The sequence below is a fragment of the Synechococcales cyanobacterium T60_A2020_003 genome, assembly GCA_015272205.1.
Taxonomy (GTDB): Bacteria; Cyanobacteriota; Cyanobacteriia; order RECH01; family RECH01; genus JACYMB01.
In genome coordinates this window covers 1-5526 of record JACYMB010000378.1, presented here as the reverse complement: position 1 = coordinate 5526, position 5526 = coordinate 1, and the positions used below count along the sequence as shown (strand labels likewise).

General features: G+C 53.2%; 5 protein-coding genes. 3 read left to right on the top strand and 2 right to left on the bottom strand.

From position 1 onward, the window contains the following. Positions 1-380 precede the first annotated feature (380 nt). Positions 381-1178: a response regulator transcription factor gene (locus IGR76_18200; protein ID MBF2080389.1), complete on the top strand. Its 798-nt coding sequence runs from the start codon at positions 381-383 to the stop codon at positions 1176-1178. An 18-nt stretch (positions 1179-1196) separates the two neighbouring features. On the opposite strand, the gene IGR76_18195 is transcribed toward IGR76_18200, so the two are convergent. After that, the gene (locus tag IGR76_18195; protein ID MBF2080388.1) at positions 1197-3050 is read right to left on the bottom strand and encodes an ArsA family ATPase; all 1854 of its coding nucleotides are present in this window, start codon (positions 3048-3050) and stop codon (positions 1197-1199) included. Between the two features lie 56 nt (positions 3051-3106). On the opposite strand from IGR76_18195, the gene IGR76_18190 reads away from it, so the two are divergent. Together IGR76_18190 and IGR76_18185 are read left to right on the top strand one after the other, a co-directional pair. Beyond that, positions 3107-3343: a hypothetical protein gene (locus IGR76_18190; protein ID MBF2080387.1), complete on the top strand. Its 237-nt coding sequence runs from the start codon at positions 3107-3109 to the stop codon at positions 3341-3343. 68 nt (positions 3344-3411) lie between these two features. Next, positions 3412-3792, top strand: a complete 381-nt coding sequence (locus IGR76_18185) for a hypothetical protein (protein MBF2080386.1) — start codon at positions 3412-3414, stop codon at positions 3790-3792. Between the two features lie 29 nt (positions 3793-3821). On the opposite strand, the gene IGR76_18180 is transcribed toward IGR76_18185, so the two are convergent. Then, positions 3822-5207: a UDP-N-acetylmuramoyl-tripeptide--D-alanyl-D-alanine ligase gene (locus IGR76_18180; GenBank protein ID MBF2080385.1), complete on the bottom strand. Its 1386-nt coding sequence runs from the start codon at positions 5205-5207 to the stop codon at positions 3822-3824. Positions 5208-5526: the final 319 nt, after the last annotated feature.

Below are 5526 nucleotides of genomic sequence, written 5' to 3'. Positions count from 1 at the left end.
TTGAGGTTTCATGGCAGGTTTTATATGTGATAACTGAAATTTACCATGCCTCTCCTGCCCGCAACCCCTCTTTCATGCAACAACGCCACTATAGATTAAAAAATCTAAGCAGCTTTTATCGCAAGCACCCCCTCCATTGAAAAATTAGTGTAGCACTGGATTTGTGGATTGGAGAGGGTTCCATCCAGTATCGGTTGTGATTGAGTCACTCCCACCAGCGTTTGAGTCTTAAAGGGCCACCTTGCCTATCTAATCCCCGCCCGTCCCAAGGCATGCGGTGTTCTAATCGTTTCCTGGTTCACGTAGCCTTAGTTACAAAACCTTGACAAGCCCTTTGATACGCTTAAAGTCACACATTTAGCCATTAATCATTGCAAGTTGTGGGATCGGTCTGCATTCAAATCATTGAGGGAAACCCCCATCTGCGATCGCTTCTAGGTTGGCATTTGCAGCAGGCAGGCTACTGCGTTTACCAATCTGCCGATCTCCATCAGGCCAGGGAAGCGGTACAGCACCATCAGCCGAGCCTAGTCGTTATTGATTCGGAGCTTCCTGACGGAGATGGGTTGGAGTTTTGTCGCTGGCTCCAAAGTCAGCAGAGTCCGTTTATCCTGATGCTTTCGGCTAAGACTAATGAATCGGATATTGTCGCGGGTTTAAAAGCAGGGGCAGATGACTATCTCACGAAGCCTTTTGGGATGCAGGAGTTTTTGGCGCGGGTCGATGCCTTGGCACGCCGCAGTCGCTTGATGAATGCTCCGGCAGCTCTGGATTACGGAGATTTACAAATTGACCTAGTTCATCGGCGAGTTCGGTTAAAAGAGAGTTTCATTGAACTTACGCCCCAAGAATTTAGCTTGCTCTATGTGCTGGCTCAAGCGGGGGGGCAACCCCTCAGCCGTACCGAGTTGCTTCGGCGCGCCTGGCCCGATGAAATTGATAACCATCGGACGGTGGATACGCACGTCCTATCGTTACGAAAGAAGATAGAAGTTGATCCACGGCAACCGAATTTAATCCAAACGGTTCGAAATGTCGGCTATCGATTTAACACTGAGATATTCGGAAACTCGGCGCAGGGAAACCGTAATGGCTCTAAGGTGTCGAATCGTGTGGGAAATCCTGGTCGAGAGGGCTCATCATCGAATGGCGCAGTCCCTCGCTTAGCTGAACGCTGAATGACTGCGTTAAAACAGCTAGAACAGTAGGTCAGCCGCAATTTGGATTTGCTCCATCGGTGCGATCGCCCGTGGTAGATCAGCCATTTTCACAATGGTTTGTCCGGTCAAGAGTCCTTCCGGTAACTCATACCCGGGTCGGTAGCGGTTGTGAACCACGTATCGCTGGGTAATGCCGAGATCTTCCATCGCCTGAGCCAGACGCACGGTTTCAGCGGCGATCGCCGATTGCCCTTGGAGCACACCAATAAACTCAGTGTGCTGCGGATCTTTGAGCTTCTTCTGAGCCTGCATCACTCGTTGCCGTAGGGTACGCAATCGCCCCATGAATTCGGTGCGTCCCACCACGTCTTGATATTTCAGCCACAGCTTAAAGATCCAGGCGAGCCAGTCTCCCAAAGCCGTCGGCATTTCTAGGAATCGGAGGAGATGTCCGGTCGGAGCAGTATCGACAATGATTAAATCTTGCTCTTGAGCTTCAAGGCGTTCAGTCACGGTCATCAGCGACAGCATTTCATCAATACCCGGAAGGGCTTGGGAGGCAATTTGTCGCCATGCCTGAGGGCCATAGGCCAATTGCATACTGTCATCGCTGGCGGCATCCCCGCTCATCATCTCCGCCAGTTCCCACAGGTAGTCTTCGCGAAACTGGTCTAGGACATGTTCGGCATCCACTTCTTGAGCCATCAAATTCTCGCGGATGGCCGTCAGTTCATGCCCCAACGGATAGCCAAAGGCATCGCCTAGAGAGTGGGCTGGATCAATGGAAATCACCAACACATTGCGATCGGGATGACGCGCTGCCATGCCCCAGGCGATCGCGGCTGAAACGGTTGTTTTGCCGACTCCGCCCTTGCCGCCAACGAGGATCAAGCGCCGCTCGATTTCAATGAAGTCATCAAATCCGGGCGGAATTTTGAGCGGATGTTCAGCCGGTGAAAGCGGTTCGCTGGGTGGGGGTGTGGTCATCTGCTGAGCCGGAACGATACTCGCCATCAGCCGATCCAGAGCTTCCGCTCCCACAGGCTCCTGATCTTGTTCTGGAATCGCCCAAACGGGAAGTTGTTCGGCGATCGCAAAAAACTTAGTGAGCATTTCCTGCTGTTCCAACTGGCGATCGCCCTCTGGTGCAGACTTTTCTAAGAGATGGTTGACAACTAATCCCCCCACGGGAATCTGAAGCTGTTTGAGAGAGTCCAAAAAGCGGCAAGTTTCAAGCCAGCTCATGGGTTCGGCGATCGCCACCGTTAAACAGGTGGTGCGGACTGTATCTTGCAAAAGCTGCCGTCCATCTGCCAAATCCTGTTTCATGGTGTCCAAAAACCGATCGGCCTCATCGGGCGTATAGGTTCCCGTAAATCGCTGACTAACAACGCGATGCTTTTCCTGAAACAGATCGAGGGCTTGCAAGAACTCATCCAAGAAGTCCATCAGCCTAAATAGATTGAGCGTATGGCCGCTCGGAGCCATATCTACCACCACCCGATCGGCAACCTGTTCGCGCAAAATGCGTTGAATTTCCAGAATGCCCATCAATTCATCGAGTCCCGGCCAATCCAAATCCCACACAGGCGCGAGATCGGAACCTTCCACAAAGCTACCCCGTTCCACCAACAGTTCCAGTGCATGACCGTAATCCGCTTTGAAGACGTTGAGCAGGGCATCGGCATCAAGGGCACGAACCTGAAGATTGGGACAATCCGCCACCGCATGGGGAGTATCGTCAACCTCCATCCGCAAGACATCGCCCAGGGAGTGGGCTGGATCTGTGGAAATCAGCAAAATAGTCTCCGATGGAAACTGTTGTGCCCATCGGCGGGCAAAACTGCAAGAGAAGGTCGTTTTACCGACGCCTCCCTTACCGCTAACCATCATGAGTTGTAGCGAGTCGTAGTGATTCATGGCTCCACACAGTTGCATAGGCGTGTTTGCAGACTGGCAGACTCACCCAATCGGGACTATTGGAGCAGCCTCCTGTCCTCAGTATTCACCGCTGCCGTGTAGAACTAACATCGCGGCATCCAAAGTTTGTCACGCCTATGCCTGAATATCCCGGTTTTAGCGATCGCAGCAGCATCAAACTTGCAAAAGTCGGTTCATTCCAGCCGCGTACTGTCCATCCGACTCCGCGAACGGGTGACCGTCATCCGTCCCAGGGGTTTTGAAAATTTCAGACGCCTTCTCTACACTGGTGTCTACACAAATGCACATCTAGATCTGAGGGTAACGTTTCATGGCAGACATCAACGGTGCATGGCTCGGAACTTACTGGCAAGCGGGCTTACCCACCCGCTTTGAGGCCACCCTCGTCCAAAGCGGCAACTCGCTAACGGGGAATATTCTGGACGATGGCTATTTAGGGGAAGCCCTGATCACAGGCAGCGTCACCGGGCGGAGCATTCACTTCACAAAACGCTATGTGATTTCCTCCCCCTACGTCATTGAATACGCAGGCACCATTTCGGAAGACGAGTCGTTTATGACGGGGGAATGGAAAATCGACTATCGTCATTCTGGAAAATGGGAAGCCCATCGCAGTGGCAATAGTCTCATCGCAGAATTGCAAACGCGACTTGAAAAACCCGTAGTCCTGGCTGGAAGTGTCGAAGGATAGGCGATAAAGGCCCTGCCCCTGGCGAAGGGTCAACGGTCAGCGGAGGATGCGGTCGTTCCCTGTAAAAACGTCTGACACAACGGCTCAATCACCGTTTCTAACCCCACCGCACGGGACGCTTTGAACAGAACGCGATCGCCCGCTTTGAGTAACCCCTGGAGCCGATTCGTTAGCGTGTCATAATCCTCAAACGATTCCGCGGCCAGCGGGGATGCTCCAGCCACGAGAGCGGCGGCCTCTGGGGGATCGGCAAGTACCAGCAGCACATCTAGACCAAGCTGTTTCACGGTTTCCCCTACCTGTCGATGGAATTCCTCGGAGCGATCGCCCAGTTCCTTCATCGTACCCAGCACAGCAATCCGGCGCATTCCGGGCGTATCAGCGAGAAGCTGTAGGGCTGCCGTCATGGATTCCAGTCCGGCATTGTAGGTTTCGTCTAGGATCACAATGTCGTCGGGCAGCACGATGCGGCGGGCCCGTCCTTGGGGTAAATCGACCGATAGCCCTTGGGATAAAGCTTTCCAGTCTAGATTGAGGACATCCGCAACGGCGATCGCCGCTAGATAGTTCAGCGCATTATGCCGTCCGGGTAAGGGCAATGGCAGCGTCACACCCTGAACTTCGAGCGTGCTGGTATCGCGCAACGTTCCGGTGTAGTCTCCCCCCTCTAGACCATAGGACAGCGTTTTTCCTGTCCAACGAGTGGCCGCCGTATCCATTAGACGGACATTGTCGTGATTCAGAATGGCGATTCCGGTCTTCGACATTTCCGTGAGCAGTTCGCATTTGGCTTCGGCGATCGCTTGCTCGGATCCAAGCCGTCCAATATGAGCCGTTCCCACGTTTGTAATCACGCCGATATCGGGCTGGGCAATCTGAGCCAGCAGAGCAATTTCTCCCGCCGCCCGCATTGCCATTTCAATGACCGCATAGTCGTGGTCAGCGGTTAGATCTAACAGCGTCTTGGGTACGCCAATCTCATTGTTGTAGTTGGCCTGGGTTTTCAGAACCGTGCCGTACTGGCCTAGCACTGCCGCAATCAGTTCTTTAGTGGTGGTTTTGCCCACCGATCCGGTGACGGCAATCACCGGAATCTGGAAGCGCTGCCGCCACCAGTGGGCGATCGCCTGATAGGCCGCCAGGGTATCGGTTACTTGGATCAGGGGGCAATTAGGAGCATCTTCGGGCGGGTGATCCACAATGGCTAACGCGGCTCCCTGTGCCACTGCGGACGCTATAAACTGGTGTCCATCGAAGCGATCGCCCCGTAACGCGATAAATAGAGAACTCGGCGCAATCGAGCGACTGTCCGTGGTGACACCCACCAACTCATGCTCTAGCAGCGAGTTAGGTACATTGACAGGCGTTCCCTGCACGATCGTGATGAGTTCTTGAACCTGAATACGACAAACCATGCAGATTTTCCCAACGCTTTCCCAGACAATACGGACTCTGCAACCGATTATCCCTTGCAACTGCATCGGAAACAACCAGTGGGGCGATCGCGCAATCTGAGATACAATCGGAGGCAGCAATTTCTCTCCCGATGAATTGTTGATTTTCGTAGCTTTGCAGAATCTTCAATTTGAGTATTTTTAGACGGATTTGGGGTTCCCTATCCCCGCCCATTATCCGTCAGTCGTCGCTCTTAATACACTCCCGATCAAGGCTGAACAGCTTTAGCTTTTAGACGGGAAGCCCCGCGATGTACCTGAAAGGTCAGCGTCGGGATGA

What these genes read in the sequence shown, in the direction of transcription:
- IGR76_18195 (MBF2080388.1), bottom strand. Translation starts at nt 3,050, where the DNA reads ATGGTTAGCGGTAAGGGAGGCGTCGGTAAAACGACCTTCTCTTGCAGT.
- IGR76_18185 (MBF2080386.1), top strand. Translation starts at nt 3,412, where the DNA reads ATGGCAGACATCAACGGTGCATGGCTCGGAACTTACTGGCAAGCGGGC.
- IGR76_18180 (MBF2080385.1), bottom strand. Translation starts at nt 5,207, where the DNA reads ATGGTTTGTCGTATTCAGGTTCAAGAACTCATCACGATCGTGCAGGGA.